20 protein-coding genes are annotated in these 26833 nt (G+C 75.3%); 11 read left to right on the top strand and 9 right to left on the bottom strand.

The features are described 5' to 3' along the window. Positions 1–91: 91 nt before the first annotated feature. From HL189_RS12945 to HL189_RS12935, 3 genes are read left to right on the top strand one after another with little or no spacing between them, the layout of a single operon-like run. Positions 92–1753 carry an FAD-dependent oxidoreductase gene (locus tag HL189_RS12945; protein ID WP_369134117.1) on the top strand — a complete coding sequence of 554 codons (1662 nt, stop codon included), beginning with the start codon at positions 92–94 and terminating at the stop codon, positions 1751–1753. A 1-nt stretch (position 1754) separates the two neighbouring features. Then, complete coding sequence (locus HL189_RS12940) at positions 1755–3164, top strand: ATP-binding protein (protein ID WP_369134116.1); 1410 nt, start codon at positions 1755–1757, stop codon at positions 3162–3164. Continuing rightward, a complete protein-coding gene (locus HL189_RS12935; RefSeq protein WP_369134115.1) occupies positions 3161–3460 on the top strand; it encodes a UBP-type zinc finger domain-containing protein in 300 nt (99 codons plus the stop codon). Before HL189_RS12940 ends, HL189_RS12935 begins: the two co-directional genes overlap by 4 nt. Positions 3461–3472: 12 nt before the next feature. On the opposite strand, the gene larA is transcribed toward HL189_RS12935, so the two are convergent. From larA to HL189_RS12920, 3 genes are all read right to left on the bottom strand, one after another. After that, on the bottom strand, positions 3473–4747 hold the full coding sequence (gene larA, locus HL189_RS12930; RefSeq protein ID WP_369134114.1) for a nickel-dependent lactate racemase: 1275 nt from the start codon (positions 4745–4747) through the stop codon (positions 3473–3475). 180 nt (positions 4748–4927) lie between these two features. After that, entirely contained in the window at positions 4928–5398 is a 471-nt protein-coding gene (locus HL189_RS12925; protein ID WP_369134113.1) for a hypothetical protein, read from the bottom strand. Between the two features lie 113 nt (positions 5399–5511). After that, positions 5512–6495, bottom strand: a complete 984-nt coding sequence (locus tag HL189_RS12920) for a ferritin-like domain-containing protein (protein ID WP_369134112.1) — start codon at positions 6493–6495, stop codon at positions 5512–5514. Positions 6496–6694: 199 nt separating this feature from the next. Between HL189_RS12920 and HL189_RS12915 the strand changes: the two genes are divergently transcribed. Both HL189_RS12915 and HL189_RS12910 read left to right on the top strand, forming a co-directional pair. Further along, on the top strand, positions 6695–7489 hold the full coding sequence (locus HL189_RS12915) for a TetR/AcrR family transcriptional regulator (RefSeq protein ID WP_369134111.1): 795 nt from the start codon (positions 6695–6697) through the stop codon (positions 7487–7489). A gap of 103 nt (positions 7490–7592) precedes the next feature. Beyond that, positions 7593–8375, top strand: a complete 783-nt coding sequence (locus HL189_RS12910; protein WP_369134110.1) for a DUF899 domain-containing protein — start codon at positions 7593–7595, stop codon at positions 8373–8375. Between the two features lie 30 nt (positions 8376–8405). On the opposite strand, the gene HL189_RS12905 is transcribed toward HL189_RS12910, so the two are convergent. Further along, positions 8406–9077 carry a response regulator gene (locus tag HL189_RS12905; RefSeq protein WP_369134109.1) on the bottom strand — a complete coding sequence of 224 codons (672 nt, stop codon included), beginning with the start codon at positions 9075–9077 and terminating at the stop codon, positions 8406–8408. Beyond that, complete coding sequence (locus tag HL189_RS12900) at positions 9074–10705, bottom strand: ATP-binding protein (RefSeq protein ID WP_369134108.1); 1632 nt, start codon at positions 10703–10705, stop codon at positions 9074–9076. The genes HL189_RS12905 and HL189_RS12900 overlap by 4 nt, the downstream gene beginning before the upstream one ends. A 147-nt stretch (positions 10706–10852) precedes the next feature. Here HL189_RS12900 and HL189_RS12895 point away from each other — a divergent pair, with 147 nt between their 5' ends. The 4 genes from HL189_RS12895 (at position 10853) to HL189_RS12880 (ending at position 19740) form a co-directional block, all read left to right on the top strand. Further along, positions 10853–12265: a cation:dicarboxylase symporter family transporter gene (locus HL189_RS12895; RefSeq protein WP_369134107.1), complete on the top strand. Its 1413-nt coding sequence runs from the start codon at positions 10853–10855 to the stop codon at positions 12263–12265. A gap of 238 nt (positions 12266–12503) precedes the next feature. Then, complete coding sequence (locus HL189_RS12890) at positions 12504–13403, top strand: DUF2382 domain-containing protein (protein ID WP_369134106.1); 900 nt, start codon at positions 12504–12506, stop codon at positions 13401–13403. Between the two features lie 172 nt (positions 13404–13575). Continuing rightward, positions 13576–13815 carry a hypothetical protein gene (locus HL189_RS12885; protein ID WP_369134105.1) on the top strand — a complete coding sequence of 80 codons (240 nt, stop codon included), beginning with the start codon at positions 13576–13578 and terminating at the stop codon, positions 13813–13815. A gap of 108 nt (positions 13816–13923) precedes the next feature. Continuing rightward, complete coding sequence (locus HL189_RS12880; RefSeq protein ID WP_369134104.1) at positions 13924–19740, top strand: AAA domain-containing protein; 5817 nt, start codon at positions 13924–13926, stop codon at positions 19738–19740. A gap of 35 nt (positions 19741–19775) precedes the next feature. Here HL189_RS12880 and HL189_RS12875 read toward each other — a convergent pair whose 3' ends face one another. The 3 genes from HL189_RS12875 to HL189_RS12865 all read right to left on the bottom strand — a co-directional run bounded on the left by HL189_RS12875 (position 19776) and on the right by HL189_RS12865 (position 21591). Next, positions 19776–19940: a hypothetical protein gene (locus tag HL189_RS12875; RefSeq protein ID WP_369134103.1), complete on the bottom strand. Its 165-nt coding sequence runs from the start codon at positions 19938–19940 to the stop codon at positions 19776–19778. 127 nt (positions 19941–20067) lie between these two features. Further along, a complete protein-coding gene (locus HL189_RS12870) occupies positions 20068–21036 on the bottom strand; it encodes a TIGR03557 family F420-dependent LLM class oxidoreductase (protein ID WP_369134102.1) in 969 nt (322 codons plus the stop codon). Positions 21037–21114: 78 nt separating this feature from the next. Beyond that, positions 21115–21591, bottom strand: a complete 477-nt coding sequence (locus HL189_RS12865) for an NUDIX domain-containing protein (RefSeq protein WP_369134101.1) — start codon at positions 21589–21591, stop codon at positions 21115–21117. A 64-nt stretch (positions 21592–21655) separates the two neighbouring features. Between HL189_RS12865 and HL189_RS12860 the strand changes: the two genes are divergently transcribed. Continuing rightward, positions 21656–22819 (top strand): RtcB family protein, encoded by a 1164-nt coding sequence (locus HL189_RS12860; protein ID WP_369134100.1) that lies wholly within the window; start codon positions 21656–21658, stop codon positions 22817–22819. Positions 22820–22849: 30 nt separating this feature from the next. Here the strand turns inward: HL189_RS12860 and HL189_RS12855 are convergent, their stop codons facing one another. Continuing rightward, entirely contained in the window at positions 22850–24682 is a 1833-nt protein-coding gene (locus HL189_RS12855; protein WP_369134099.1) for a metallophosphoesterase, read from the bottom strand. A gap of 211 nt (positions 24683–24893) precedes the next feature. Between HL189_RS12855 and HL189_RS12850 the strand changes: the two genes are divergently transcribed. Then, entirely contained in the window at positions 24894–26606 is a 1713-nt protein-coding gene (locus tag HL189_RS12850; protein ID WP_369134098.1) for a DEAD/DEAH box helicase, read from the top strand. Positions 26607–26833 lie beyond the last annotated feature (227 nt).

The raw sequence follows: 26833 nt of genomic DNA, 5'->3' as shown, positions 1-26833 counted from the left end.
TCCGGTGCCCCGCGCCGGCGGGGTTGGATGGGGCGGCCACCGGGGCCCGCCTGCCGGGGTGGGCGTTCCTGCGGCGCCGACCGGAGGTCCTGTGCCCGCTCGACCCGTCCTGCTGACCGTCGACGACGACCGCGCGGTCAGCCGTGCCGTCGCCCGTGACCTGCGCCGTCGCTACGGCGACCGCTACCGCGTGGTCCGCGCCGAGAGCGGCCCCGACGCGCTCACCGTGCTCCGGGAGCTGACCGCCCGGGGGGAGTCCACCGCGCTGCTGCTGGCCGACCACCGGATGCCCGGGATGACCGGCGTGGAGTTCCTGGAGCAGGCGATGGACCTCGCGCCCACCGCCCGGCGCGTGCTGCTCACCGCCTACGCCGACACCGACGCCGCGATCCGCGCGATCAACGACGTCGACCTCGACCACTACCTGCTCAAGCCCTGGGACCCGCCGGAGGAGCTGCTCTACCCGGTCCTGGACGACCTGCTGGAGGACTGGAAGCGGACCGCGCGGGCGCCGTTCGAGGGCGTGAGCCTGCTCGGCCACCAGTGGTCGGCCGAGACGCAGGAGCTCAAGGAGTTCCTGGCCCGCAACCAGGTGCCCTACCGGCACGTGCAGGGCGAGGACGCGGCGGCGATGCGCCTGGCCGCGGAGCTGACCGACGACGCCCGGCTGCCAGCCACGATCCTCCCCGACGGCACCGTGCTCAGCCGGCCGACACCGCGCGCGCTGGCCGACGCCTGCGGGCTGTCGACCAGCGCCGGCAGCCCGTTCTACGACGTCGTCGTGGTGGGCGGCGGGCCGGCTGGGCTGGGCTCGGCCGTGTACGCGGGCAGCGAGGGCCTGCGCACCCTGCTGGTGGAGCGCACCGCCACCGGCGGGCAGGCCGGCACGAGCAGCCGGATCGAGAACTACCTGGGCTTCCCCCGAGGCGTCTCCGGTGCCGAGCTCGCCCAGCGGGCCCGGGACCAGGCGGTGAAGTTCGGCGTCGAGGTGCTCACCACCGCCGAGGTCACCGAGATCGCGCCGCAGGGCGACGGGCGGGTGCTGCGGTTCGCCGACGGCAGCGAGGTCACCGCGCACGCCGTCGTCCTGGCCACCGGCGTCTCCTGGGCCCGGCTGCCGGCGCGGGGCGCCGAGGAGTTCGCCGGCCGCGGCGTCTACTACGGCGCCGACCCGCACGAGGCGATGGACTGCCGCGGCGAGGAGGTCTACGTCGTCGGGGCCGCGAACTCCGCCGGCCAGGCGGCGCTGCACTTCGCGAAGTTCGCCGGCCGGGTGGTGATGCTCTGCCGCGGTCCGGACATCCGGCGCGGCATGTCCGAGTACCTGGTGGCCCGGATCGAGGCCTCGGACGTCATCGAGGTCCGCACCTGCACCGAGGTGGCCGCCGTCGAGGGCGGTGAGCACGTGGAGCGGCTGGTGCTCGCCGACGCCGTCACCGGCGCCACCCGGACCGTGCCGGCGTCCCGGCTGTTCGTGTTCATCGGCGCCCGGCCGCTCACCGACTGGCTGGGCGAGGCCTTCGACCGGGACGACCGCGGGTTCCTGCGCACCGGGCCCGCGCTGCTGGACCCGGAGGGCCGGCCGCCGGCGGGCTGGCCGCTGTCCCGCGCCCCGTACCACCTGGAGTGCTCGGTGCCCGGGGTCTTCGTCGCCGGGGACGTCCGTGCCGAGTCGGTGAAGCGGGTGGCGTCGGCCGTCGGCGAGGGTGCGATGGCCGTGACCCTTGTGCACCGCTACCTGGAGGCGATCTGAGATGGCCGTCGAGCTGGACGAGGTCCGCAGCCTGTTCCTGTTCGCCGAGCTGGCCGCCGAGGACCAGCAGTGGGTCGCCGAGCGCTCCGACGTGCGGGTGTACGACGGCGACGTCGTCGTCTTCGCCGAGGGCGAGCCGTCCGACGCCCTCTACGTGCTGCTGGACGGCGGGCTGCTGCTGTCCAAGTCCACCGACGGGGAGGACGTCGTCCTCAACGACTCCACCCACCGCGGCTCCTACGCCGGCGCGGTGCGGGCCTTCACGCGCAGCCGCGACCCCAACTACCAGACGACGCTGCGCACCACGCGGCCCAGCCGCTTCCTGCGCCTGCCGGCCGACGACTTCGCCGACCTGGTGCACCGGCAGTGCCCGATGGCCGTGCACCTGCTCGACGGCATCTACGAGGGCGTGCGGGCGACCGAGTCGACGATGCGCCAGCGGCAGCACCTGGTCCAGCTGGGCCAGCTGTCGGCCACCCTCGCCCACGAGCTGAACAACCCGGCGGCGGCGGCCGTGCGGGCCACCGAGCAGCTGCGCTCCCGGGTCGCCGGGATGCGCTCGAAGCTCAAGCTCCTGGCCGAGGGCGGGTTGTCCCCCGAGCTGGTGTCCCGGCTGGTCGGCACCCAGGAGGCGGCCGTGGAGCGGTCGCGCAAGCCGCGCACGGAGCTCTCCGCGCTGGCGGAGAGCGACCTCGAGGACGCGCTGGCCGACCGGCTGGAGGAGGTCGGCGTCTCGCACGCGTACGAGTTCGCGCCCGTCTTCGCCGCCGCCGGCATGGACGCGGACTGGGTCGACGAGGTGGTGGAGCAGGTCGACTCGGGACTGGAGTGGGACGCCGCCTTCGGCTGGCTGCGCTACAGCCTGGAGACCGAGGCGCTGATGGACGAGATCGAGGAGGCGACGACCCGCATCTCCTCGCTGGTCGGCGCGGTGAAGCAGTACTCCCACCTCGACCAGGCCCGGCACCAGGACGTCGAGCTCAAGCCGGGGCTGGAGAGCACCCTGGTGATGCTCGCCCGCAAGCTCAGCGGCATCGAGGTGCGCCGCGAGTACGACCCCGACCTGCCGCGGGTGCCCGGCTACCCGGCCGAGCTCAACCAGGTGTGGACCAACCTGATCGACAACGCCGCCGACGCGATGGACGGCTCCGGGGTGCTGACCCTGCGCACCCGCGCCGACGACGACGCCGTCTACGTCGAGATCACCGACGATGGTCCGGGCATCCCCGAGGCGGTGCGGGAGCAGCTGTTCGAGCCGTTCGTCACCACCAAGCCCGCCGGTCAGGGCAGCGGGCTGGGCCTGGAGAACGCGCACCGGATCGTGCGCCGCAGGCACGGCGGGGAGCTCACCTACACCACGGGCGCGGGCGGGACGACGTTCTGCGTCAAGCTCCCGAGGAGGCGGGCATGACCAGCTGGCAGGCGCAGGACGGCGTCGCGTGCGGGCACGCCGGCGGCCTGGTCGTGGAGCCGCGCCCCGGGGACGTCTGCGAGGACTGCGTGCGCACCGGCGGCCGCTGGGTGCACCTGCGGCGCTGCCTGGCCTGCGACCACGTGGGCTGCTGCGACTCCTCCCCCAACCGGCACGCGACCGCGCACTGGCAGGCCACCGAGCACCCGGTGGTGGCCTCCGCCGAGCCGGCCGAGCACTGGGCCTGGTGCTACCCCGACCAGGCCGTCCTCCTGCCCGCCCCTGCCGGGCAGTGATCCCCGCAGGCCTCAGCCGCGGACATACGGGATGGTCTGCGGCCCCTCCGGGAGCACGCACACCCGGGCGTCACGGCCGGCCGCGCCGGCCGCCTCGGCCACCGTGGCGGCGATGTCGTCGGTCTGGCTCAGGTGCACCTCCGCGAGCTGGGCGTCGCTGAGGTGCGAGGTGTGCATGACGACCCGGTGCGCGGACTGGATGCGGGCCTGGATCTGCACCTGCCACTGGTCGGGCACCGTCTGCTCGCGGGCCGAGATCAGCTCGAGCAGCGCCTCGGGTGACTCCGCGGAGGTGAGCACCTCCCGGTAGGAGCCGTGGTCCGGGAACCCGTCGACGCACTCCGCGGCGCAGACGATCAGGCCGTCGGGGCGGGCCACCTGCGCGGCCGCCGACATGCCCTTCACCGACTGGTAGAGGTTCTGGTCCAGCGGGAAGCCCGCGCCGCTGGTCACCACGACGTCGAAGGGCGCCTCCACCGGGGCCATCGCCACCGCCCGGGCCCGCTCGATCGCCGTCGCGTGCATCTCCAGCACGTCGCCCCCGAACGCCTCGATGACCTCCTGCCGCGTGTTGAGCACGACGTCGAAGGAGTACGTGACGCCGCCGGTGGCCGCGGCGATCGCCCGGACGTCGTCGTGCACCGGGTTGCCCTGGGTGACGCCCCACGTCGCGCGCGGGTCGCCGATCCGCTTCGCGTCGTGCAGCACGAGCACGGTGTCCAGCGCGGCGAGCCCCGGCGCGACCATCTTCGGCCCGCCGGAGAAGCCGGCGAAGAAGTGCGGCTCCACGAAACCGGTGGTGATCCGGACGTCGGCGTCGACCCACTGCTCGTTCAGCCAGACCGGCACGCCGTCGCCGAAGGTGCCCATCCAGCGGTGCGTGTCCGCGGCGCGGGAGTCGTGGTTGACGATCCGCACCGAGTCGACGACCTCGTCGCCGAACATCGCCCGCAGCTCCGCCTCGGTGTTGGCGCGGTGGGTGCCGGTCGCCACCAGGACGACGACGTCGTCGAGGTCGACGATCCCGTCGAGCTCCTCGAGGACGGCGGGGATCATCAGGTGCCGCGGCTGCGCGCGGGTGCCGTCGCAGGCGGAGATGGCCACGGTCTGCCCCGGGCGGACCCGCTCGCGCAGCGGCGCCCCGCTCACCGGGCTGCGCAGTGCCCGGCGCAGCTCGGCCGGCACGTCGGCCGCCGCCGGGTGCTGGACGGGGGTGATGACCGAGGCGCCTTCCGGGACGTCGACCGGGAGCCCGGTCCGCCCGTAGGCCAGCGTCACCTGCGGCATGTCGGGGCCTCCTCGCCGTGGGGGTGGCCCCATCAGACCACCCCCGCCGAGGTCCCGCCGGTCGCGCCTGCCACGGCCCCCGGACGCAGGACGGCCCCCGTGGCGCAGGACGGCCCCCGGACGCAGGACCGCCGCCGGGAGCGGGGCTCCCGGCGGCGGCCGGTCGAACGGTGCCGGCTGCTACGGACGGCGGACGGCGGGGCGGCGGCCGGCCCGCTCCCGGGCGACCGTGACCGTGGCGGCGTCCAGCGCGTCGGGGTCCCCGGCGGCGCGGGCCGCCTCCTGCGCGTCGAGCCACACCGCGTACTCGTCCCACGCCTGCGCCGGCGTGGTGCCCAGCGCCGCGGCGATCCGGCTCCAGTCGGACCCACCGCGCAGGGCCGCCCAGATGCCGAGGTTCCGGCTGCCGTGCGCCTTCCGCGCGACCACCTCGCCGAGCGCCAGCAGCTCGAGGGCCTCCTCGGCGTCCAGGGAGGTGCCGATGCTGCGGAGGCTCATCCAGTCGTCGTCGTCCTCGACGGTGTCGACGGGCTTGTCGATGACGACGTTGTCGCGGCGGCTGAGGAAGTCCAGCCGGGTCACGGCGGTCACGAGCGAGAACTCGCTCTCCAGCACCTCGGGGGTGATGGCGACCTCGGGAACTGTGCTCATGAGACACAGCCTTGCCCGGTCGTTCCGCTCGCAACCGGTTCGTGACCCACCTCATCGTCCCGGTCGCGGTCGGTCCTGGCGGTGCGTGCGGACCCCGCGACCGGGCGGCGCGGTCAGCTGTCGATGCCGACCGCCTCCTTGGCGAGCGCGGCCAGCCGGGTCTGGATGGCGCTGACGGCGCTCGACCGGTTCTTGTGCGTCTCCTCGTACCGGATCAGCAGATCCAGCTCCTCCGGCTCGGTGACGTCCTCGACCGCCGTGGCGATCTGCGCGGTGCTCATCGAGTCGTAGCCCTTGATCGGCAGCTCGTCGGCGGTCAGGTCGCCCAGCTCCCGGCGGGTCGCGGCGGCGGCCTCGGCCGCGGTGTCGTCGCCCTCCTGCTGGGCGACGCGCTCGGCCCGGCGCAGCGCGGTCAACCGGCCGGCGTCCACCGTCTCGCGGACGGCGTCGGTGAGCGCGCCCGCCCGGTGCCGGACGTCGTCGACCACGGTCGTCAGCGTCCCGCCGGTCTGCTCGCCCGCGTGCTGGGCGGTGTCCATCGCCCGGTTGACCGTGTTCGCGGCGAACCGGACGGGCAGGTTGGCCAGCCGCGCCGCACCGCCGGCGACCCGCTGGAAGGGCGTGGGCTGCAGCGCGGCCGGGCCGCCCAGGGCCTCCTCGGCGAGGACGACGGTCAGCCACTCCACCGTGGCGCTGTGCGCGGTGATGAGCCGCTCGGCGAGCCGCTCCACCTCCGGCTCCCTGGCGACCTGCGCGAGGACCTTCAGGTAGGTGGCGCGGTCGAGCAGCTGGTGCTCCAGCTGCAGGTCGCCCAGCAGCGCCTCGTCGATCGGGCCGGCCTGCTCGACGGTGCCCTTGACGAGGGCGGCGAGCCGGCCGACGGCCGGGGTCACGACGTCGGCCACCCCCCCGAGGGCGCGGAGCTGCTCGGCGATGGCGGTGCTGCGCTCGGCGGCGTGGTGGGCGTTCTGCTGGAGCTCCCGGCGGACCGCGTCGGTGCGCGCCTGGGCGACCCGGATCCGGGCGATCTGCTCCTCGGTCTGGGTCAGCATCAGCAGCGCGCGGAGCTGGGTGATCAGGGCGGTGGTGTCGGGCACGAGGAACTCCTCGGGATCGGCGGATGACCTGACTCCCCTGCCTTTCCCCGCCCACCCCCTGCGCTAACTGCAGCAAGCACTCCGGCTAGCGGTGAGCTCCGTCACGCATACCTGCCCCCGTCGGGGTACGCCTCCACCCGGACCCGCGCCGACCGCCCACCGGGGCGGACCATGGACGCGACCTGCAGGGAGAAGACCAGTGGCGACGACCAGCGACGACGCACGCGACCCCGACCTGATCGCCGTCCAGGAGGGTGGCGAGGCGGCTGCCCAGCTGACCCGTCCGGGCGGCCTCGACCGGCAGCGGATCGTGCAGGCCGCCATCGACTTCATCGACGCGCACGGGCTGGCCGCGCTCACCATGCGGCGTCTCGGGTCCTCGCTGGGCGTGGAGGCGATGGCCCTCTACCGCTACGTACCGGGCCGGGAGGACCTGCTCGACGGGGTGGTCGACGCCGTCGTCGAGACCCTCTTCGACGCCGAGGACGGCGACGACATCTTCCTCGACGACCACGCCGGCTGGCAGGACTACCTGATGCGCCTCGGCCACGGCGTGCGCCGGATCGCGCTGGCCCACCCGTCGGTGTTCCCGCTCATCGCCAGCCGCCCGCCCGCCGCGCCCTGGGTCCGCCCCCCGCTGCGCAGCCTGCGGATCGTCGAGTCCTTCCTCGGCACGCTGTCCGGCGCCGGGTTCTCCGACCAGGCCGCCGTCGCGGCCTACCGCGCCTACTCCAGCTTCCTGCTCGGGCACCTGCTGCTCGAGGTCACCCAGATCGGCGCCCAGGTGAGCCTGCTCGACCAGCCGGAGGGCGACCCGGGCGCCCGGCGGCGCACCGACCTCCGCGCCTATCCGCACCTGACCCGGACCGAGCCGCTGCTCGGCCAGGACAGGTCGGCGGCGGAGTTCGAGGAGTCGCTGGAGAACCTGCTCGACCGGCTGGAGCGGGTGCTGCACGAGGCGCAGAACTCCGACGGCGCCGTCGCCGACCTCTGAGCTGCCGCCCCGCCGCGATGAGTTCCGGCCGGGTCGGCGGTCCTCTCCGGTGTCCCAGGACGCCGGGCGCCGCTGCCCGGCTCGACCTTCCACGGAGGACGCCATGACGACCACGCCGAGGAACCCGGCCACGGCGCCGCCCGGCCGCCCGCCCGTCGTCGACCTGGCCACCTGGCAGGCCGCCCGGAACGAGCTCCTGGTCCACGAGAAGGCGCACACCCACGAGGGGGACGCCCTCGCCGCGGCCCGCCGCCGGCTGCCGATGGTGGAGTTCGACGGGTCTGTCGAGGTCGTCGGACCCGACGGCCCGGTCCCGTTCCTGGACCTGTTCCAGGGCCGCGACGAGCTCGTGGTCTACAAGCACATGTGGTACGACGGCGCGCCCCACCAGGGGCAGTGCGAGGGCTGCACCGACGCGGCCTGGCACGTGCCGGACGCCGTCTACCTCAACGCCCGCGGGGTCTCCTTCGCCGTCGTGACCACCGGCCACTGGGACGAGGTGGCCTCCTTCGTCGCGTTCATGGGCTACACCCAGCCCTGGTACTCGGTCCGCGGGGTCGAGGAGCCGGTCGGCGGCGAGATGGGGTACCTCACCTGCTTCCTCCGCGACGGCGACCGCGCCTTCCTCACCTACTCCACGACGGGCCGGGGCATCGAGCCGGCCAACGGGTCGTTCGGCCTGCTCGACATGACGCCGTACGGCCGCGGCGAGGCGTGGGAGGACAAGCCCGAGGGCTGGCCGCAGGGCGGCGACGCGTGCTGGTACTGGCGGACGGACGCCGACGGGAACGCCACCTGGGGCCCGACCAGCCGCCCGGTACCGCAGTGGACCCGCCCCGGCGCGACCCCCGTGGAGTCCCTCGGCCGGCACGGCGACCACTCCTGACGGGCCGACCCGAGCACGCCGCGGCGGCGCTCAGCGCCAGCGGTACTCGTGCTCCGGCCGGCCGGCACCGCCGTAGCGCGGCACCCGGTCGGCGAGGCCGCCGTCGGCGAGGTACTCCAGGTACCGGCGGGCGGTGATCCGGGAGACCCCGACCGCCGCGGCGAGCTCGGCCGCGGACAGCCCCTGCGCGCCGCGGAGCGCGGCCACCACCGTGGCCAGCGTCTCGCGGCCCATCCCCTTGGGCAGCGGGGCCGACCGCGACGGGCGGGCCGAGCCGAGCGCCCGGTCGACGTCGTCCTGCCCGGTCACCTCCCCTCCCCCGCGCAGCCGGTCGCGGTACTCCGCGTAGGCCGCCAGCCGGTCGCGCAGCGCCGGGTAGGTGAACGGCTTGAGCAGGTAGCCGACGACGCCGTGCGCCGCGGCCGCGCGCACGGTGGCGAGCTCCCGCGCCGAGGTCACCGCCAGCACGTCGACGTCGGCGCCCGCGCCGCGGATCCGCCGGCACAGGTCCAGCCCGTGCGTGTCGGGCAGGTTCATGTCCAGCAGCACGAGGTCGACCGGCACCCGGGCCAGCACGTCCAGCGCGAGCGCACCGGTGCCGGCCACGGCCGCGGTGACGAACCCCGGGGTGCGGTCGACGTAGGCGCGGTGCGCCTCGGCGGCCACCGGCTCGTCCTCCACAACGAGCACCGCGATGGTCACCGGGCCAGCTCCGCGGGGGTCCGCAGCGGCAACGACACCTCGAAGAGCGCGCCGGCACCCGGCCGGGCGGTGAGGGTCCCGCCCAGCCGGCGCACGGTCTGGGCCACGAGGGCCAGCCCGAGTCCGCGCCCGAGTCCCGCGGGGGCGGCCGACGACTCCTTGGTCGTCCACCCGCGCTCGAAGACGTGCGCCAGGTGCTCCTCGGGGATGCCCGGCCCGGTGTCCTCGACCCGGATCTCCAGCCGGTCGCCCTCGGTCCACACGGCGACGTGCACCTCCCGCGGCGGGTCGCCGGCGAGCGCCGCGTCGACGCCGTTGTCCACGAGGTTCCCGAGGACGGTGACCAGGTCGCCGGCCGGCAGCCCGGTGGTCCCGACGGCGGTGACCGGGTCGATCTCGAGCTGCACGCCGCGCTCGTGCGCGGCCGCGGCCTTGCCGAGCAGCAGGGCCGCGAGCACCGGTTCCTCCACCGCCGCGACGACCCGGTCGGTGAGCCGCTGCGCGCTCTCCAGCTGCGCGGTGGCGAACTCCACGGCCTCCCCGGTGCGCCCGAGCTCCACCAGCGACACGGTGGTGTGCAGTCGGTTGGCGGCCTCGTGCGCCTGGGCGCGCAGCGACTCGGCGAACGCGCGCACGCTGTCCAGCTCACCGGTCAGGGCCTGCAGGTCGGTGTGGTCCCGGAGGGTGACCACGGTGCCCGCGCGCTGCCCGCCCGGCCGGGTGGCGGCCTGGTTGACCACCAGCACGCGGGTGCCGGTGACGTGCACCTCGTCGACGGCCGGCGCCTGCCCGAGCAGCAGCTCGGTGAGCTCGGCGGGCAGCCCGAGGTCCTCGACCCGCCGGCCGGTGGGGTCGTCGTCGAGCGCGAGCAGCCGGCGTGCCTCGTCGTTGGCCAGCTGCACCCGGCGCTCCCCGTCGACGAGCAGGAGCCCCTCGCGGACCGCGTGCAGCACCGCCTCGTGGTACTCCAGCACCCGGCCGATCTCCCGGGCGGACAGGTCGTGGGTCTGGCGCCGCAGCCGGCGGGACAGCGCCCAGCTGCCGGCCGCCCCGACGGCCAGGGCGGCCAGGGCGGTGCCCACGACGCCGGGGAGCGCGCGGGCGAGGTCGCTCCCGATCCGGTCGACGGTGATGCCCGCGGAGACCAGCGCGACGACGTCGCCGCCAGGTCCGACCACCGGGCCGGTGGCCCGCACCGACGGGCCCAGCGTGCCGGTGTAGGTCTCGGTGAAGGTCCGGCCGGCGAGGGCGGGCGCGACGGTGCCGAGGAACGGCCGGCCGATCTGCGTCGGGTCCGGGTGCGTGTACCGGGTGCGGTCGGGGGCCAGAACGGTGATGAAGGCAACGCCGGCCCCGGCGCGCACCCGCTCCACGTAGGGCTGCAGCACCGCGGTCGGGTCGGGGCCCTGGACCGCATCGAGGACCAGCGGCGAGGCCCGCAGCGCCTCGACCACCGCCGTCGCCCGCGCCTCCGCCTGCTCGCGGACCGCCTGCCGGGCGTCGATCCAGGCGACGGCGGCGGAGGTCAGCACCACGACCACGACGACCAGCGCCTGCAGCAGGAGCAACCGGCGGGCCAGGCTGGGGTCCCGGCGGCCGCGGACGGACGACGACCGGCGCTTCGGCACGCGTCGAGTGTCCCGCCCGCCGGGGCTGCAGCGGGTCCCGGTGAACGTAATGAACGGAAGCGTGACCCCCGTCACCCGCTCCCGGAGAGTTCGCCGCACCACCTCCCCGGGGCCCGCGCACCCCCGGCCGATCCCACAGGAGCAGTCATGGCCACAGGCACCGAAGCCACCAGCCCCCGGGCTGGGCGGCGGGACCGCACGCACTGGCTCTACATCGCCGTCATCGCCGCCGTCGCCCTCGGCATCGCGGTCGGCTTCGCCTTCCCGGAGTTCGCCACCGGGCTGAAGTGGATCGGCACCGCGTTCGTCGGGCTGATCAAGATGCTGATCGCGCCGGTCATCTTCTGCACGATCGTGCTGGGGATCGGCTCGATCCGGCAGGCCTCCAAGGTCGGCCGGGTCGGCGGCCTGGCGCTCGGCTACTTCCTGCTGATGTCCACCGTCGCGCTGGCCATCGGCCTCGTGGTGGGCAACCTCCTGCACCCCGGGGAGGGCCTGCAGCTCAACGAGTCGCTGGCCGGCCGCGGTGCGGAGCTCGCCTCGACCGCCGAGGAGAGCGGTGGGACCACCGACTTCCTCCTCGGCCTCATCCCGACCACGCTGCTTTCCGCCCTCACCGACGGATCGGTGCTGCAGGCGCTGCTCGTCGCGCTGCTGGTCGGGTTCGCGCTGCAGGCGATGGGTCGCGCGGGCGAGCCGATCCTGCGCGGGATCGGTCACCTCCAGAAGCTGGTCTTCCGGGTGCTCGCCATGGTCATGTGGGTGGCCCCCATCGGCGCCTTCGGGGCGATCGCGGCGGTCGTGGGCGAGACCGGCATGGACGCGCTGAAGAGCCTGGCGATCATCATGCTGGGCTTCTACGCCACCTGCGTCGCCTTCGTCTTCGTCGTCCTGGGCCTGCTGCTGCGGCTGGTGTCCGGGGTCAACATCTGGAGCCTGCTGCGCTACCTGGGCCGGGAGTTCCTGCTCATCGTCTCCACGTCGTCCTCGGAGACGGCGCTGCCGCGGCTGATCGCGAAGATGGAGCACGCCGGGGTGAGCAAGCCGGTGGCCGGCATCGTGGTGCCGACCGGCTACTCGTTCAACCTGGACGGGACGGCGATCTACCTGACCATGGCCTCGCTGTTCATCGCCGAGGCGCTCGGCGACCCGCTGTCCCTCGGGGAGCAGATCGGGCTGCTGGCCTTCATGATCATCGCCTCGAAGGGCGCCGCCGGGGTCACCGGCGCCGGGTTGGCCACCCTGGCCGGCGGGCTCGCCGCCCACAAGCCGGAGCTCCTGGACGGCGTCGGGTTCATCGTGGGCATCGACCGGTTCATGTCCGAGGCCCGGGCGCTGACCAACTTCGCCGGCAACGCGGTCGCCACCGTGCTGGTCGCCACCTGGACCAAGGAGCTCGACCGTCCGCAGCTGGACGCCGCGCTGTCGGGCCGGGCGCCGTTCGACGAGTCCACGATGCTCGACCCGCACGACCTCGAGGAGCCGGCGTCGGGGTCGAACGCCGGCCCGGGCCAGCAGGACGCCGGCAGCGCGCAGCGCGCGGCCGCGCTCTCGCACTGAGCAACACGCGGGGCCGTGAGTGATCACGGCCCCGCGTGGGCAGGTGACGAAGGAAGGCGGCGCCGCTCCGGAGGTCCGGAGCGGCGCCGTCGGTCGTCCCGGACGCACACGACGTCCAAAATGACCCGGCCCCGCGTTTACGACGTAAACAACGCGGCTACACAACCATTCAGCAAACGGACGACGGGCTCGGCCCAGCCGTCCGAGACAACCAGAACCACGAACTGGGAGGACGCCCGTGATCTCGCAGCAGGACATCGGCACCATCATCGGCAGCAACGCCATCGACACCGACGGCGACAAGCTCGGCAAGGTGGGCCAGGTCTACCTCGACGACCAGACCGGCCGCCCGGAGTGGGCCACGGTCTCCACCGGCCTGTTCGGCACCTCGGAGACCTTCGTGCCGCTGGCCGAGGCGCAGATCGCCGACGGCACCCTGCGCGTGCCGTACCAGAAGGCCAAGGTCAAGGACGCCCCGCGCGTCGACGCCGACGGCCACCTCTCCCCCGAGCAGGAGGAGCAGCTCTACCGCTACTACGGCGTGGGCACCGGCACCGCCGGCCACGACACGAACGCGGGCCACGACACGAACGCGGGCCACGACACGAACGCGGGCTACGACACCACCACCGGCACCGCCGGTCAGGGCATCACCGCCGGCACCGGCCTGGGTCGCGACCGGGACGGCGACGGCGTGCGGGACGACCTGCAGGGTCGCACCGTCGGCCACGACACCTCCGGCCCGACCACCGACGACGCCATGACCCGCTCCGAGGAGCGGCTGAACGTCGGCACCGAGCGGGTCGAGGCGGGCCGCGCCCGGCTGCGCAAGTACGTCGTCACCGAGGACGTGACGACGACGGTCCCGGTCTCCCGCGAGGAGGTGCGGATCGAGCGCGAGCCGATCACCGACGGCAACGTCGGCGCGGCGCTGGACGGCCCGGCGATCTCCGAGGAGGAGCACGAGGTCGTCCTGCACGCCGAGCGCCCGGTGGTCGACAAGGAGGCCGTGCCGGTCGAGCGCGTCCGCCTGGACACCGAGACGGTCACCGAGCAGCAGCAGGTGACCGACACGGTGCGCAAGGAGCAGATCGACACGGACACCGACGGCATCACCCGGGGCACCGACCGCCGCTGACGCCGCAGGACGGCGCCGTCGGTGAGGGGGAGGCCGACGGCGACGGTGCTCCGGCGGGACGTCGTCCCGCCGGAGCACCGTCCGCTGGGGCCCAGGAGTCCCGTGGGGCCGGCGGTTCGTCCCGGTGGGCGTGTCTCCCCACCGGGACGCCGCCGTCTCACATCTTGGGTCCATGGGCTTCACCTACCGCACGGCCCGCGCCGTGCTGATGGTCGGGTCGCTGAGCGACCCGGCCGGCCGGCAGGCGCGGCTGATCGGCCCCGCGCACGCGACCCTCGGCCTGAGCGGCGCCCGCGGCCGCACCGCGCTCTGCGGGGTCTACGTCGCCCGCGACGAGGAGGTCCCCTGGCCACCGCAGGCCGAGGTGTGCGACAGCCTCTGCCCCGCCTGCAGCGAGCTCGCCCTCCTCTGACCCCGCCTCCCGGCCGGGACGCGGCACCAGCAGGCACCTGACGTCACAGCCGTCCCAGCCTCGGTGCGCCGGACCGGACCGGTCCGTCCGACCAGGTACACAAGGCCCATGGGGAACGCCGCCGATCCGCAGCCGGCCGCCGCCGCGCCCGTCGCACCGCTGACGCCCTCCGTGGCGATCGAGCTGAGCGTCACCCCGGTCCTCAGCTCGGCCCTCGCGCACGCCGGCGTCCCGGTCGTCCCCCGGCTGTCGCTGCGCAGCACGGGCTGCGCGGTCCGCGGCGCCGTCGTCCGGCTGACCGTGCAGGACGCCGAGGGGCCGCTGGGCACCGCCGTCGAGCGCCGGGCCGACCTGGCCCCGGACCACCTGACCGTGCTCAGCGACGCCGGGCCGGCCCTCGACCCGGACGCACTGGCGCGGGTCGCCGAGCCGCGACCCGGCTGGGTCTCCGTCGAGGTGGAGGCCGACGGGCAGGTGCTCGCCCAGCGCCGCGTGCCGGTGCGGGTGCTGGCCGCGGGCCAGTGGCTGGCGACCCCGCTCCCCCTCGCCCTGGAGCTGCTCGCATCCCACGTCCGGCCGCAGGACCCGGCGCTGGCCGCGCTCGAGCAGGACGCCGCGGCGCTGCTCGAGGAGGGCACCGGCAGCGCCAGCATGCCCGGCTACGGCGAGGGCCCGGAGCGGGTCGACGAGGTCGTCGACGCGCTGGCCTGGGCGCTGCGCCGCTGTTCGGTCCGGCGCACCCCGTCACCGGTCAGCTGGACCGGGGAGGGGCAGGTCGCGCGCACCCCGGGCGAGGTCCTCGGGGAGCGGTCCGGGACCGCGCTCGACGTCGTCCTCACCCTGGCCGCCGCCTGCGAGCGGGCCGGCATCCGGCCGCTGCTGTGGATCGTCGAGGGCCACGCCTTCCTCGGCCACTGGCGGGAGGAGCGCAGCGCCCCCACGACGGCGACCACCGACGTCGCCGCGCTGCGCGACGCCGTCGACCAGGGGGTGCTGCGGCTGATCGAGACCACGATCCTCACCGAGGGCGCCGAGGACGCCGCCGACCTGCAGCACCCCGCCTACGCCGCCTGGCTGGCCGGCGACCTCTCCCGTGTCCTCGGCGTCACCGACGTGCACCGGGCCCGCGAGGACGGCGTGCTCCCGCTGCCCACCGGAGGACCCGCCGGCGCCTCCGCCGAGCCGCCGGCCGGGCGCACGCCTCCGGCCGCGCCGGAGGACGACCTGCTGGACCTGGCCGGGCGCGACGTCCTGCCGCTCGCCCTGCCCGGCGCGGCCCTCCCCCTGCTCACCGAGCTGCTGCGCGGCGGGGCCACCCTCACCCTGCTGGACGGCGACGAGCCGACCGCGGAACTGCGCGAGCACTGGGTCCGGGCCGCCGCCGAGCTGCCTCCGGAGACGCTGAGCGGGCTGCTCACCGAGCAGCGCACCGCGCACCTCGCCGTCCCCGCCGCCGAGGCCGCGCCCCGGCGGGAGCGGCTGGTGCGCCGGACCCGGGACGTGCTGGAGCGCACCGGCGTCAACGAGCTGCACCTCGCGCTCGGCACGCTCGTCTGGGCGGAGGAGGGCCGGCCGATGCGCTCGCCCCTCTACCTGCTCCCGGTGCTGCTCTCCCCCGCGCCCGACGGCCGCGGCACCCGGCTCTGCCTCGACGAGGCCGGCACCGGCTCGCCGAACCAGGCGCTGCTGGCGCACCTCGCGCAGGCCCACGGGCTCTCCGTGCCCGGGCTCGGCGACCCCGACGACGACGTCGGCCCGGATGTCGCCGCCACCCTCGCCGCGGTCGGCCGGGCACTGGCCGAGCACGACCTGCCGTGGTTGATCGAGCCCACCGCCGACCTGGCCGTGCTGCCGCTGGCCGCCCAGCGGGTGGCCCGGGACGCCGCCGTCCACCGCGACCGGCTGGCCGCGGCCCCGCTGGCCGCCCGCCTGATCGGCGCCACCGACGAGCCGCTGCCCGCGCTCTCCGCGGCCCCCGGGCCGGTGGCGCTGGACGAGCTGGCCGCCGCCTGCCCGCTGCCCGCCGACGGCGCGCAGCTGCGCGCCGTGGCCGCGGCCCTGGCCGGGGACACCTTCGTCCTCGAGGGCCCGCCGGGCACCGGGAAGTCCCAGACCGTCACCAACCTGCTCAGCCGCGCGGCGGCCCGGGGCACCCCGGCGCTGTTCGTGTCGGCCAACCGCACGGCGCTGGACGTCGTCGCCCGCCGGCTGGAGTCGGTGGGGCTGCGGCCGCTCACGCTGGACCTGTACGGGAACGGCAGCCGGCCGGCCGTGGTCCGCGCCCAGCTGCGCGCGGCGCTGGATGCCACGGTCGAGCTGGACGTCGCCGGGCTGGCCGCCGACACCGAGGTCCTGCACCAGTCGCGGCAGGCGCTGGCCCGCTACGCCGAGCAGCTGTGGGCGACGAGCCCCGCCGGGACCAGCTACGCGTCGGCACAGCGGGCCGTCCTCGCCGCCGGCACGGGGGTGGACGCGCTGCCGGTCCCCCTGGCCTTCGCCGCGGACGCCGACGCCGACACCGTGACCGGCGTGCGCAGGGCGCTCGCCCTGCTGCCGGACATCGCCGCCCGGGCCCATCCGGCCGTCGGGCACGGCTGGGGCTTCATCGACACCGTCGAGGTCGACATCGACGCCGTCCAGCAGGCAGCGCTGGCGGTGGACACCGCCGTCCGGGAGCTGCCCGGCGACGGCGCGCTCGCCGCGGTGCTGCGGGCGGCCTCCACCCCCGAGGACCTCGCCGCGATCACCCACGTGCTGGCCGGCCCGCGGCTGCCGCTCGAGGTGCTCGACGAGGTGCGCACGGACCGCTGGACGGCGGCGACCGACGACCTGCTCGCCGAGGTGGCTGCCCTGGTGGCCGCCGAGCACCCGGGGCTGGACGTGGCCACCCCGGCCGCGCTCGACCTCCCGCTGGGCGACCTGTTCGTCCAGGCGCAGACCGCCGCCGCGAGCAGCCTGATCGGCCGCCGGTCCCGGCTCGCCGCCGTTCGCGACCAGCTCGCCCCCGCGCTGCGGCCCGGCGCCGGGGTGCGCACCCGGGACGTCCCGGAGCTGACCGCCGCGCTGCGCCGGGTCCAGGCGACGGTCCAGTCGATCGCGCAACGCGCGTCCGCCGTCCCGGGCCTGCAGGTGCCGGCCCGCTGGAACCCCTTCCTCGACGACGGGCACCTGCTGCTGGACGCCGAGGTGCGGTGGCTGCGGCGGGCGGCGGCGTCGATCGCCGGGGACGGCGGCTTCCCCCGCGCGCTCCGACGCTTCCTCGCCACCGGCCCGGTCGCCGACCCGGCCGCGGCGCGCACCGTCGTCCGGCTGCGGAACGCGCTCCGCTCCCTGCTGACCGTCTGCTCCAGCAACTCCGCCCTGCTGGACGAGTGGTCCGGGGACTCCGGCCTGGTCCTGCACTGGACGATGACCCGGCCCGAGCGCGGCGTCGAGTACGTGCACCCCATGTCCCTGCGCCGGTGGGTGAGCCTGCTGGACACCCTCGAGCCGCTGCGGCTGGCCGGGCTCACCGAGGCCCGCCGGCTGCTGCTGCACGGCCGGGTGCCCGCCGAGGACGCGGTGCCCGCCTTCGAGCGCGGCCTGGCCGAGGCCGCGCTCGCCGAGCGGACCGCCGCCACCGGGCTGGCCGCCTTCCACCCGGGCCGCCACGAGGCCACCGCCATCCGGCTGCCCGCGGCCGCCGGGGCGGTGCGCTCCCGGCTGACCGCCGCGCTGCCCGCCGCGGCGCTCGCCGCCCGCCGTCTGGACGGCGGCACCGCCGGGGACGGCGGCCGGCTGGGCGCGCTGCGGCAGGAGCTGGCCGGGCGCGGCCGCGGCCTGGGCCTGCGCGGGCTGCTGTCCACCTACGGCGAGCTGGTCACCGCGGCGATGCCCGTCGTGCTGGCCACCCCGGACTCGGTGGCCCGCTTCCTGCCGCCCACCGCGGACCTGTTCGACCTGGTCGTGGTGGACGAGGCCTCGCAGCTGCCGGTCGAGGAGGCGCTCGGCGCGCTGGGCCGGGCCCGGTCCGCGGTCGTCGTCGGGGACGGCCGGCAGCTCCCCCCGCTGTCCTCCCCCGAGGACGACGGCCTGCTGGCCGCCTGCCTGCGGGCCGGCGTGCCGCGGCTGGAGCTGTCCTGGCACTACCGCAGCCGGGACGAGCTGCTCATCGCCTTCAGCAACGCCCTGCACTACGGCGACCGGTTGCGCTCGTTCCCCGCGCCGTCCGCCGGACGGGACGCGATCACCCTCCTGCAGGTGCCGGGCCGCTTCTCACGGTCCGGGCGGGACGTCGACACCAACCCCGGTGAGGCCGCGGCCGTCGTCGCCGAGGTGCGGCGACGGCTGGCCGCCGACCCGGCCACCTCGCTGGCCGTCGTCACCCTCACCGGCGCGCAGCGGACGCTGGTCGAGCACCTGCTGCGGACCAGCGGCGACCAGCGGGTGCTCGCGGCGCTGGACGCGGGCGGGGACGAGCGGCTGCTCGTGCGCCACGTGGCGGAGGTGCAGGGCGAGGAGCGCGACGTCGTCCTGCTGTCGATCGGTTTCGGCCCGGACGGGGACGGCAGGGTGCCGCTGCACCTCGGCCCGCTGAGCCGGGCCGGCGGCGAGCGCTGGCTGAACGTGGCGGTATCCCGGGCCCGGCGGCAGGTCGTCGTGGTGACGTCGTTCGCCCCGGACCAGCTGCCCGCCGAGGAGACCGCGGCCGCCGGGGTGCGGCACCTGCGGGCGTACCTGGAGCTCGCGGCGCGGGGCGTCGAGGCGCTGCCGCGGGGTGCCCGGCCCGCCGGGGAGCCGGACCTGCACCGGGAGGACGTCGCCGCCGCGCTGCGGGAGCGCGGGCTCGTGGTGCGCACCGACGTCGGTCTCTCCGGCCTGCGGATCGACCTGGCCGTCGCCTCCCCCGGCGCACCGGGCACCCCGGTGCTGGCCGTGCTGCTGGACGGGCCGGACTGGGCCGGTCGGGAGACCGTCGGCGACCGGGACGTCGTACCGGTCGAGGTGCTGCGCGGCCGGCAGGGCTGGCCGGCCGTGGAGCGGGTCTGGCTGCCGACCTGGATCGCCGACCGCGCGGGCGTGGTCGACCGGCTGGCCGCCGCGGTGTGGTCCGTGCCGCTCCCCGAGCAGCCGGCCCCCGCGCTCCCCGTTCCCGAGCTGCCCGGCGCGGAGCCGGCGGTCGCCTCGGCCGAGGTGGTCGTCGAGGACCAGGCCGAGTCGTACGACGGTCCCCTCGCCGAGGTGATCCCCTTCCGGCGGTCGACCGCCCCGGCCACCACCGAACCCGCTGCGGCACCCGTGTCGGAGGGCGTTCCCGCGGGATCGTCCGACGAGGAGCCGGCTCCGGCGTCCCGGCGTGCCGCCCGCAGGACGGCCGCTAAGGCCGAGCCGGCCCTGCTGGACGACGAGCAGCCGTTCGTCGCCTGGAAGCCGAAGCCCGCCGGGGAGAAGCAGCAGCTGGACCAGCTCAAGGACCCGGCGGTCGGCAAGGCCGTGCGGCGGGTCCTCAACGCCGGCATCCGGGCCGAGGGACCGGTGCACCGTGACCGGTTGACCCGGCTCGCCGCCGGGTCGTTCGGGCTGACCCGGGTGACCGAGGCCCGCCGCGACGCGCTGCTGGGGCTGCTGCCGACGTCCGCCGTCGACGGCGACTACCTGTGGCCGAAGGGTGTGGACAAGGGGAGCTGGAGCGGGTTCCGGCGCCAGGCGAGCAGCACCGTGCGGCCGCTGGAGCACGTGGCCCCCGAGGAGCTCGCCAACGCGATGGTCGCGCTGACCCGGGCCGCCGACGGGCTCACGGAGGACGCGCTGTTCACCGCCACGGTGGGCGTCTTCGGCCACCGCCGCCGCACTCCGGCGCAGCAGCCGCTGCTCGAGGCCGCGTTGGCGCACGCCCGGGCCACCGGCCGGTTGACCGGAGAGCCGGACCGGGTCGTCCCCACCTGATCCTCATCTGACCGCCGGGGTCGGCGGCAGGACGGTCAGACGTGCCCGCGGCCACGCCGCGGGGGCTGGGTCCCGCCGCTCTTCTTGCTCCGCATCGAGGAGATCGCGCTCTTGATCCGGCGCTGGTTCTCCGGCTTCCGCCCCTCGTCGATGACCTTCTTGGCGATGCCGGCCTTGGCCAGCCCACTGAACAGTCCCATGGTCGTCTCCCCGGGCTCGTGGTGTGTACCTACGTCCTGTTCTTGATGCCCGCTCCACCCGCGGCCAACCGCGACGACCGGCCGGCCGTGCCGCGCATGCGAGTCCTGTCCCCGGCATCGAACGACCTCAGGACGACGGGGTCAACGCGCGCACCCGCTCGATGAGCTCGCTCGTGCAGACGGCGAGGAACCCGTCGGGGTCGGGGCCGGCGTTCTGCAGCACCAGGTGGTCGAAGCCGGCGTCGACGTAGGGCTGCGCCCGCTGCACGTGCGCGTCCAGGTCCGGCCCCACCGAGAACTGGCCCCGGATGTCGTCCGGCCTCACCGTGGCGCTGGCCGCGTCGAAGTTCACCGGGTTGGGCAGCTCGCTCATCACCGGCCAGCCGGTGAGCGCCCAGCGGCTCTTCTCCAGCGCCTCGGCGACGGCGGCGTCCTCGGTCTCCGCCCACGCCATCGGGACCTCGGCGTACTTGGGGCCGGACCCGCCGTGCTCGGCGTACGCCTCGACCAGCTCGGCCTTGGGCTCGGTGGCGAACAGCCCGGTCGCGTGCTCGGCGGCGAGCTTGGAGGCCCCGGGTCCGCCGCTGGCGACGGCGATCACCGGCAGCTGGTCGGGCAGGTCGAAGACGCGGGCGTCCTCGAGGGTGAGGTACTCCCCCTCGTAGGACTGGTACCCGCCCTGCCACAGCAGGTTGATGATCTCCAGGGCCTCGCGCAGCATGTGGTGCCGGATCCGCACCGCCGGCCAGCCGCCGCCCACGACGTGCTCGTTGAGCCGCTCGCCGGAGCCGATGCCGAGGGTGAACCGGTTGCGGGAGAGGATCTGCACGGTCGCCGCGGCCTGGGCGATCACCGCCGGGTGGTACCGGAACATCGGGCAGGTGACGCCGGTGGCCAGCCCGATCCGCTCGGTGCGGGCGGCCATCGCGCCCAGCATCGACCAGGTGAAGGCGCTGTGCCCCTGGCTCTCCAGCCAGGGGTGGTAGTGGTCGCTGAGCTCGACGAAGTCGAAGCCGGCCTCCTCGGCCGCCACCGCCTGCTCCACGACCTGCTCCGGACCGAACGCCTCGGTGGCGATCTTGTAGCCGACCTGCATGGAGGGTCCCCTCGTCGTCCGCGCCGTCCCGGAGCCCGTGCCCGGGCCGTCCGGCCCGGAAACGGGACGCGACCTCGATCAGGACCCGACCCCGGCCAGCAGCCCGGCGAGCCGGTCGAGGAAGGGCACCTGGCCCTTCACCAGCTTGACCCGGGCCTGCTCGAGCGGGAACCAGGCGGCGCGGTCGATCTCGGGGAACTCCTGCAGGCGGCCCGAGCGCGGCGGCCACTCGACCGTGAAGGTGTTGCTGCACGCCGCGGACGCGTCGAGGTCGCCCTCCGCGGCCCAGATGCGCAGCAGCTTGGCGCCGGCCCGCAGCTCCCCCAGCGGCAGCAGCTCCGCGGCCGGGACCGGGGAGCCGAGCTCCTCCTCGAACTCGCGGCGCGCGACGGCCAGCGGGTCCTCGTCGGGCCCGTGCTCGCCCTTGGGGATCGACCACGCGCCGTGGTCCTTGCGCGCCCAGAACGGGCCGCCCATGTGGCCGAGGAGGACCTCGCGGACGCCGTCCGCGGTCGCGCGGTGGAGCAGGACGCCGGCGCTGGTCCTCGGGGGCACGCCGTCCAGCCTCGCCGTCCGGTCCGCACGCGTCCACCGGGGTCGGGCGGGTAAGGGCCCGACCATGGAGAGGATCAGCGACCGCCTGCTGAGCTGGGCGTCCATCCTGGAACCGGCCACCCGCGAGCAGGCCGAGCGCACCGCCGCGCTGCCGTTCATCCACCCGCACCTGGCGCTGATGCCCGACGCGCACCTGGGCAAGGGGGCGACCGTCGGCTCGGTGATCCCGACGGTGGGCGCGATCATCCCGGCCGCGGTGGGGGTCGACATCGGCTGCGGGATGATGGCGGTGCGCACGCAGTTCGACGCCGCCGACCTCACCGGCCGCGACCTGGACACCCTCCACGCGCAGATCTCCCGCGCGGTCCCGCTGTCGGCCGGTCGGTACAACAAGAAGGTCCAGCCCACCGCCGAGCCGCGGGTGGCGGAGCTGCGCGGCATGCCCGGCGCCGCCCAGGCCGACGGGGCGGCCGCGAATTGGCCGCTGCAGCTCGGGTCGCTCGGCTCGGGGAACCACTTCATCGAGGTGTCGCTGGACGAGCGGGACCGGGTCTGGCTGTTCCTCCACTCCGGGTCCCGCGGGGTCGGCAACAAGCTCGCCTCGGTGCACATCCGCCGCGCCCAGGAGTGGTGCCGCGCCCGCGACATCGAGCTCGCCGACCGGGACCTGGCCCACCTCGAGGAGGGCACGCCCGAGTTCGACGCCTACATCGAGGCGCTGCACTGGGCGCAGCGGTTCGCCTACCTGAACCGCGAGGAGATGATGGACCGCGTCGTCGCCCAGCTCGGCCGGTTCCTCCGCACCGACGTCGACCGGCTGGAGACGGTGAACTGCCACCACAACTACACCGAGCGGGAGGAGCACTACGGCCGCTCGCTGTGGGTGTCCCGCAAGGGGGCGATCTCGGCGCGGAAGGAGCAGCCGGGGCTGATCCCGGGGTCGATGGGGACGGCGTCCTACGTGGTGACCGGCCGGGGGAACGTCGAATCGCTGATGTCCTCGCCGCACGGCGCCGGCCGGAACCACTCGCGCAACGCCGCCCGCCGGCTGTTCACCCGCGCGGACCTGGACGAGCGGATGGCCGGGATCGCCTGGGGTCGCTCCAACGCGTTCCTCGACGAGCACCCCGACGCGTACAAGCCGGTGGACGTCGTCATGCGGGACGCCGCGGACCTGGTCGAGATCCGCCACACGCTGCGGCAGATCGTCAACGTCAAGGGCGACTGAAGGCGGCCGAAGGCGCGACTTCGGCCCCCTTCAGTCGCGGGGCCAGGGCTGCACCGGGCCGATGCCGAGCTCCGGGCCGCAGGTGCGGCCGGGCTCGAGTTCCTGCGGGCGGAAGTACACCGTCGACGCGGTCACGTCGTCGCCGTAGGCCTCGGCCACCGTGGTCTCCACAGTGGTCGCCAGCGGCGGGGTCGACGCCTGGATCTGGAAGCGCACCACCCGGGTGAACTCGCAGTTGGCGCCCACCGACTCGATGCTGAACTCGATCGGCGGCCGGTCCACGCCGCGCCAGATGTTGTCCAGTCCGCCCGCGCCGGTCGAGCCCTCCACCAGGTCGATGACCCCGTCGTCGCCCTGGAGCTCGTCGGGCGCGTTCTGCCCGTGCACGTGCCCGGAGACCGTCTGCCGGATCATGCCCGGCAGCGCGTCCCGCAGCGCCTCGGCCGCGACCGGCTCGTGCGTGGCGAAGATGTCGACGAGGTCGACGGCCGGCTCGTCGTCGGCGGCAGTCCCGTCGGCGGGGACGCCGTCCGGCGCGGCGGGAACGGCGTCCGGCAGCAGCGGGGACGGCGTCGCGCCGGCCCGGTCGGTGTTCGCCGGCTCCCCGGCGAGGCCGGTGCCGAGGGCCTCGGCGACCGCCGCCCGCTGCAGCGGGTCGGTCAGCGACGAGTCGTCGGCCCCGTACACGCCCGGTCCGCCGTAGACGCGGGGGTCCGGCAGCCCGGCGATGGTGAGCCCGAAGGCCTGCACGAGGTCGGCGGTGACCCGGTACCCGTCGGCGGTGGCCGTCTTGCTGCCCAGCACGATGACCCCCGGGACGGTGCGCATCGTCTGCACCGTCGCCGGCGAGTCGTGGTTGCCGGCCAGCCAGATCATCGGGGTGGTCGCGGTGACCGCCCGGATGGCCTCCAGGTAGGGCGGGGTCAGCTCGAACCGGGTGCCGAACGCGCTCTCGTCCCCGGCGTTGATGATCAGGTCGACGTCGTAGTTGTCGGCGTACTGCGCGACCAGCGGGTAGTTGGCGGCCAGGTGCATGTCGGAGATCACCATGACCTGCAGCGCGGTCTCCGGAGAGGCGGCGTCCTCGATCTGCTCCTGCAGCGCGGCCTGGATGCCGATCACCGACCCGAGGACGTCGAAGGCCTTGTTCTGCTGGCTGTAGTACTGGCTCAGCTGGTCGGGGAAGAGCTGGGCGGCGGCGAGGCTGCCGGTCAGCCGCGACTCGCGCACCCAGTCGGGGTTGTAGGTGAGCACCCCGTAGCCGGTCACCAGCCCGAGGACGGCGACCGCGCCGGCGAGCTGACGGGCCCGGTGCCGCAGCTCGTGCTCCCGCCGTCCCTGCCCGCGGAGGTAGCGCACGGACATGTTGATCGCTGCGGCGATGCCGAGCCCGAGCAGCACCCCGAGCAGGAACTCCCCCACCAGCCAGGCGGCGATCCGCGGGACCTGGGCGGCGACGTCGGCCTGCAGCCGATCCACGAAGCCGGGCACGTTGCCGCCGGCCAGCCGGGTGAGGTGCAGGACGTCGACGTCCTCGGGCCGCAGGTGCACCCCGAACGGCACCCCGCTGACCGTCGGGAACTCCCAGCTGCCCAGCGTGGTGTCGGCGCTGAGGCCGGGCCGGCTGAACAGCGACCCCTGCACCTCGAACGGGACCCCCCGCACGGTGGCGTGGTACGGGAACGCCTGCAGCACCGCCGCCGCGCTGGCCAGCGGCAGCGTGAGGCGGAGGACCCAGCGCAGCATGACGGCTCCCACCCGGCCGAGCACCGCACGGGCCCGGCCGGCGAGCTGCCGGGCGCGGTCACCGCGGGTGCTGGGGAAGGGCAGGGTCAGCTGCGCGTCGTCAGGGGTGGAGGGCATCGCCACCGATCGTCCCCGACCCGGCTGCCCGCGTCGCGCACCTCCCCCTGCACATCGCACGAAAGGGGCTGACCAGCCCGTCCGTCGGCCGGGTGCATCGACACCGGCGCGGTGGGTAGCCCGTCGTCGTGATCCTGCGACCGCCGCGCGCCTGCCCGGTCCGTCCCGTCGCGGACCGCCGTCCGCCGGCCCGTCGACGGGAGCGGACGGCATGACCAACGGAACGGTGGACGCCGGCGCAGCCGCACCGGAGGAACCGACCGACCCGGGGACGACGTTCGACGAGCTGGGGCTCCGGCCCGAGCTGCTCGCGGCGCTGACCACGCTGGGGTACGAGGAGCCCACGCCCATCCAGCGGGAGGCGGTCCCGCCGCTCGTCCAGGGGCGGGACCTGCAGGGCCAGGCAGCCACGGGCACCGGGAAGACCGCGGCGTACGCGCTCCCCCTGCTGCAGCGGCTCGAGGCCGGGCGCCGCGCACCGGAACCGGCGGCGCTGGTCCTGGTGCCCACCCGTGAGCTGGCCATCCAGGTGTCCGAGGCGCTCTACAAGTACGGCCGGGAGCTCGGTGCGCGGGTGGTGCCCGTCTACGGGGGCCAGCCGATCGGCCGGCAGCTGCGGGCCCTGGACGGCGGGGTGGACGTCGTCGTCGCCACGCCGGGGCGGGCGCTGGACCACGTGCGCCGCTCGACGCTGCGGCTGGGCGCGGTCTCGACCGTCGTCCTGGACGAGGCCGACGAGATGCTGGACATGGGGTTCGCCGAGGACCTCGAGGCGATCCTGGACGAGACCCCGCCGGACCGGCAGACCGTCCTCTTCTCCGCGACCATGCCGCGCCGTCTCGACTCGCTCGCGCGGCGGTACCTGCGGGACCCCGTCCGCATCCAGGTGGCCCGGGAGCGCCCGGCGACCGGGGAGGCGCCGCGGGTCCGGCAGACGGCGTACGTGGTGCCGCGCGCCAGCAAGCCGACCGCGCTCGGCCGGGTGCTGGACATCGAGTCACCCACCGCGGCGATCGTGTTCTGCCGCACCCGCGACGAGGTCGACCACCTCACCGAGACGCTCAACGGCCGCGGCTACCGGGCCGAGGCCCTGCACGGGGGCATGGGCCAGGAGCAGCGCGACCGGGTGATGGGCAGGCTGCGCGCGGGGACGACGGAGCTGCTGATCGCCACCGACGTCGCCGCCCGCGGTCTGGACATCGACCAGCTCACCCACGTTGTCAACTACGACGTCCCCTCCGCGGCCGAGACCTACGTCCACCGGATCGGCCGGGTCGGTCGCGCCGGGCGTGAGGGCGTGGCGATCACCCTCGTCGAGCCCCGCGGCCACCGGATGCTGAAGACGATCGAGCAGGTCACCGGCTCCCCGATCGCCGTCGGGAAGCTGCCCACGGTCGCCGACCTGCGGGCCCGGCGGCTCGAGCTCACCCAGGCGGCGCTGCGCGAGAGCCTGCTCGAGGACGACCTGGACCGGTTCCGCGCCGTGGTCGAGTCGCTCACCGACGAGTTCGACGTCATGGACGTCGCGCTGGCCGCCGTGAAGCTGGCGCACGAGGCCGGCGGCGGCACGGACGACGACGAGGAGGACATCCCGGACGTCCCGCTGCGCCCCGACCGCGGTGACGCCCGGCGGCCCGACGGCCGGGGACGGCGGGACGACCGGCGCGGGCCCTCGGCGAACACCGCCCGGATCTTCCTGGGCCTGGGGCGCAGCGCCGGCGTCCGACCCGGTGACCTGGTCGGTGCGATCACCGGTGAGGCCGGGCTCCGGGGACGCGACATCGGCGCCATCGAGATCGCCGACCGGTTCTCGGTGGTCGAGGTGCCGGAGGCGGCCGCCCGCGAGGTGATCGCGGCGCTGCGTGAGGCGACGATCCGCGGCCGGCGGCCCACGGTCCGGCGGGACCGGGACACCCGCACCTGAGCCACCGCGGCCCCGGTCCACCACCCGAGCGGGCTTCATCGAGCTGAAGTACGGCGGCTTTCCGGGCTGGCGCCCGGTGGTGGGGGTGTACCGGGTTTCAGGCATGCCGAAACGGGGGCCAGAGCAGTGATGCTCTGACCCCCGTTCCGGGAATGGTTGTCCGGCGGTGTCCTACTCTCCCACCCCGTCCCCGGGGCAGTACCATCGGCGCTGAAAGGCTTAGCTTC

The organism is Modestobacter sp. I12A-02662 (assembly GCF_041028325.1).
Classification (GTDB): Bacteria; Actinomycetota; Actinomycetes; order Mycobacteriales; family Geodermatophilaceae; genus Modestobacter.
Note: the sequence above shows the minus strand (reverse complement) of the source record. Positions and strands in the feature narration are given on the sequence as shown.